We start from the raw sequence: 4408 nt of genomic DNA on the forward strand, positions 1-4408 counted from the left end.
AATGCTCCGGCATTCCCCCCGGGGCTTTCGGGAAATACTCAATGTCATCGTGCGCATTATGATCTTCGTTTTCAGTCTGCTGCCCCAGCCCGTGGATCTCCGGAGAAAGCCTCCGGAGCCGGCCCGGGATCCCCTGGTGAACGCCGTGAAAAAGGGCCTGAAGCAGGAAGGGAGGGGACTGCCATGAACCGGCGCCGCATTAAATTACCGCAGGAAACCCGCAAACTTATGGATACATCTCGCAATATGAACAAAATAACACTGACCGGCAGGACAAAACGGTTATTCCTGACCTTCGGGATGCTCTCTCTGCTCCCCGCCTTCGCTCAGGGGGAAACCGCTCCGGAGCTCCCCAAGGGAGGATCGGCCCTGCCCCCCAAAACAGCGGCGGTGCCGGTAATCCTGAGCACCTACCAGCTCTCCCAGCTGGAAAACAGCCGGGAAAACAGCGATCTCTCCATCACGGGCATGCAGCCGGAAAACCATCTTTACTTTGCGGTAAGACAGGACGAAATCATCGCCAAGGCGACCCTGAACCTGCTCTTCACCCCTTCCCCGGCGCTGATCCCCGTAAGATCCCAGCTTAATGTCTATCTTAACGGCAGCCTCCAGAAAACCCTGCCCATAGAGGAGGACATGCTGGGCCGGCAGAATGCGGTGACCGTGGAGCTTAATCCCCTTCTCATCAGGAACTACAACGACCTCAGATTCCAGTTTATCGGCCACTACACCGACATCTGCGAGGATCAGCTGAACACCGCCCTCTGGCTTAACATCTCTCAGGAAAGCGCCCTCAGGCTGAGCCGGCAGAAGCTTATCACCGTGAACGATCTGGCCTTCATGAAGGCTCTCCTGTTCAATCCCGCCGCCCGGGAGCAGAACACCCTCTCCCTGGCCCTGGCCGCACATCCGGATCCCGATACCGTAAAGGCCGCCGGCATCATCGCCTCCTGGGGCGGCATTCTGTCCGACTGGCGGGGCATTGACTATCCGGTGTTCCTGAATCAAAAGCCCGTCGCCGGAAATGCCGTGGCCTTCGTCACCAATAAGAGCCGGCCGGATTTCCTCCGGGATTATCCCGAGGTTCAGGCTCCCGCGGTGGAAATGCAGGATCTCCCGGGCACCCTGAACGGGAAGCTGATCATTATCAGCGCTCCTGACGCTGAGGGACTTATTACCGCTGCCAAGGCCATCACCCGGGGGGATCAGCTTATGAAGGGGCCCCGGACGGAAATCATTTCCTTCACCGAAAGCGCCCCCCGGAAGCCCTACGACGCTCCCAAATGGGCGGACATCACCCGGGAGGTCACTCTGGGGGAGCTCGCTCTCTATGACGGCCAGCTTATCAGCTCCGGCGTGAATCTCCGTCCCATTAATGTCACCCTGAACCTGCCGCCGGATCTGTACTTTTCCGAAGGATCTCATATCAGGCTGAACCTGAGACACCGCTACTCCAATCCGCCGCCCCACGGCATTTCGGAGATGAACTTCAGGTTCAACAACCATCTGGTGCGCTCCTACCAGCTGACCCCGGCCAGGGAGGGGGACACCAGCGTCGAAACCCTCTTCCTCGGGGGCTTTGTCAATGTCTTAAACCAGACCCGGATCAGCGCCCTGTATCTCCGGCCTAAAAACCAGCTGACCTTTACCTATACCTACAGCCACACCCGGGAATCAGAGGCCAAAAACTGCATCTCCGACGTGCAGCCCCTGATCCATCAGGCCGAGGTGGATCCGAATTCCTCCCTGGATTTCACGGGGCTGTACCACTTTACCAGAATGCCCAATCTGGGGTATTACTGGCAGAGCGGCTACCCCTTCTCCGTATATGCCGACCTCGGGAATACCGCGGTTATCATGGGAGCCGCCCCGGAGGAACCGGAGCTTAACACCCTGTTTAACGCCCTGGGCCGCATCGGATCCCAGACGGGCTACCCGGCTTATAACGCCACCGTCCTGTTCGCTCCCGGAGAGGAGGTTCTCAAGAAGGAGGCCGGCCGGGATCTTCTCATTGTGGGCAAAATTCCGGCGGTTATCGCTGACAAAACGCCGGATCTCAACCTCGTCCTTAATGAATCAGAGCAGTCTCTGGGCTTCCCGGGCACCTTCCTGGAGCAGGGGGAGACCCGGCGCCGGGATCAGGGAAAGGGCGGGGTCATTGATCCTGCGGTGCGCCTGAGCCAGCGGGGCTATGACGGAATCTCCGGCATCATCTCCTTTGAGTCCCCCTTTAAGGACGGCCGCACGGCAGTAGCCCTCATGGCCGACAGCCCCGCGGGCTTTCAGGCGCTGGCCGAGCACCTCATCGTGAACAAAACCGCCGACGACATTGCCGGCACCGTCTCCATCCTGAACAGCGGCACCGTTAAAAACGCCGAGGTGGGCCACAGCTACTACGTGGGGCATCTCCCGTGGTACCAGCGGGTCTGGTATGTCATGCTGCGAAACCCGTGGCTCCTGTTCCTCTGTTCTCTGGTAACCGCCGTCATTCTCTGCTGGGCCGCCTACCGGCTCCTCCGGCGCTGGCGTTCCGGCCGCATGTCAGTTTAAGGAGGCTCTTATGAAAAACCTTAACAGCATAAAGAGCAGGATTCGCGCGCTTATAAAGCCCCTCGCGCTGCCGGCGCTCTTCCTCGCGCCCTTCCTCGTTTGCGGCTCGGCCATGGCAGCGGAGTTCCGGGAATGGGACAGCTTCCGGGATCTTCACGTAACTCCGGCGGGAGCCGTGGCGGATCATCGGGCGGAGGGAGACGTCATCACCTCCGAAAGCCAGTCCTATGCCCTGTTTTTTGCTCTGGCCGCTAACGAGCCGGAGGTCTTCAGCCGCATTCTGGGATTCACCGAAGCCAATCTCGCGGGAGGCTCCCTGGAGGAACATCTCCCGGCCTGGAAGTATCAGGACGGCGAGATCCGGGATCCCAACAATGCCACGGATGCGGATCTCTTTATCGCCTACAGCCTGCTGGAGGCCGGCCGCCTCTGGAATAAGCCGGAATACACCGCTCTCGGCCGGGCGGTCATCCGGAATATCATGGCCGCCGCGGTATATCAGCATCCCGCGCTGGGCCCCCTGATCCTTCCGGGCCGGCAGGGCTTTGCGGCCCCGGACGGCACGGTCACCCTGAACCCCAGCTATTACCCCCCGTTTGTGATCGCCCGGCTTTCCCTGGAGGATCCGGAATTTGCCCGGGCCGGCAGCAACACTCTGGCTCAGATAATCAGGGGATCCGGCGCCGGCTTTGCTCCGGACTGGATGCATTTCACCTCCCAGGGCGAGCTCCTCACCCTCCCGGATGACCGTGGCGGCTGGGATGCCACCCGGGTGTACCTCTGGCTGGGGCTCACCTCTGACAGCGATCCCGTGAAGAAGCTCATGCTCCCGGCGTACCGGAACATCAGCGTCATGGCCGGCCGTACCCTGAAGGCTCCGGACAGCAATGACTTCTATCAGGGGGTCATGTCCGGAAACGGCGGCCCGGCCTTCCAGGCGCCTCTGGGAGTCATGAATCAGGATCGCGGAGCCGCCCTGTTCCGCACCCTCACGGCCGCCCGGGTTTTTGACCGGGGGGAATACTACGGACACGCCCTCACCGTGTTTGCCGAGGGGCATCACCGGAACCTCATCCGCTTTGACCGCCACGGCCGCCTTACGGATCCGGGCGCCCGGCTTAAGGGCCGGTAACGGGAGATCATGAACATGTTTGCGGTTAAAACGCTGTCCCGGACTCTCAGAAGGCTCTGCCTTATGGCAGGGCTCGGGATCCCCCTGTGCCCGCTCCTCCCGCCGGCCTCAGCTCTGGATCTCTCCACCGTGAATGCCCAGAAGCGCTTTCTGGAGGAACAGAATCTTCTGGCGCAGCAGGTCTATGACCCCGATCTGGAAAAAACCGCTCTCCAGAAGCTCTCCCTCATTCTGGGCACGGATTCCCGCTATTACCGGCTTCTGGAGATCCAGAGCCGGGCCCGGCAGGGAAAACAGGGCCAGTACGCCGCCAAAAGGCTTGCGGACAGTCTCTGTCATGATGACGGGAACGGGATTTTCTGCCAGGAAGCCCGGGACTACCTCCGGATGAATGATGAAAACATGGTGGTCAGGCTGAATGCCTTCAAAATGTACGAAACCCGGGATGACTATGAAAACGCCGTCAGCAGTCTGGAGGACGCTCTGGGCGGGCCGCCCCGGGAAGCGAACCTGCGTTTCCGCTACTATGCCATGATGGGCCATATTCCGGGACGGGAGGAGGAAGCCTCCCGGGGACTCGCCGCCCTTCTCCGGGAGTTTCCGGAAAACGCCCTCTTCGGGGAAAGGATCCCGCCCCTCATCCGGAGCTTTAAGGCTCAGGGACTGGCCAATGCCGGCCTTGCTGAAATCAACCGGGGCAGAGATGCCGCGGGGCAAAGGCTTCTT

Annotated in this window: 4 protein-coding genes; all 4 read left to right on the forward strand. The window is 60.6% G+C overall.

The genetic code is table 11. The features are described 5' to 3' along the window. On the forward strand, window positions 1-187 hold a 187-nt coding region (locus tag ACJROR_RS10000), incomplete at its 5' end, for a hypothetical protein (RefSeq protein WP_406546950.1). 41 nt (window positions 188-228) lie between these two features. Beyond that, window positions 229-2550 (forward strand): cellulose biosynthesis cyclic di-GMP-binding regulatory protein BcsB, encoded by a 2322-nt coding sequence (gene bcsB, locus ACJROR_RS10005; RefSeq protein ID WP_406546951.1) that lies wholly within the window; start codon window positions 229-231, stop codon window positions 2548-2550. A gap of 10 nt (window positions 2551-2560) precedes the next feature. Continuing rightward, complete coding sequence (locus tag ACJROR_RS10010; RefSeq protein WP_406546952.1) at window positions 2561-3682, forward strand: glycosyl hydrolase family 8; 1122 nt, start codon at window positions 2561-2563, stop codon at window positions 3680-3682. A gap of 9 nt (window positions 3683-3691) precedes the next feature. Beyond that, on the forward strand, window positions 3692-4408 hold a 717-nt coding region (locus ACJROR_RS10015), incomplete at its 3' end, for a hypothetical protein (protein WP_406546953.1).

This window comes from Succinimonas sp., assembly GCF_045225735.1.
In the GTDB taxonomy this organism is placed as follows: Bacteria; Pseudomonadota; Gammaproteobacteria; order Enterobacterales; family Succinivibrionaceae; genus Succinimonas.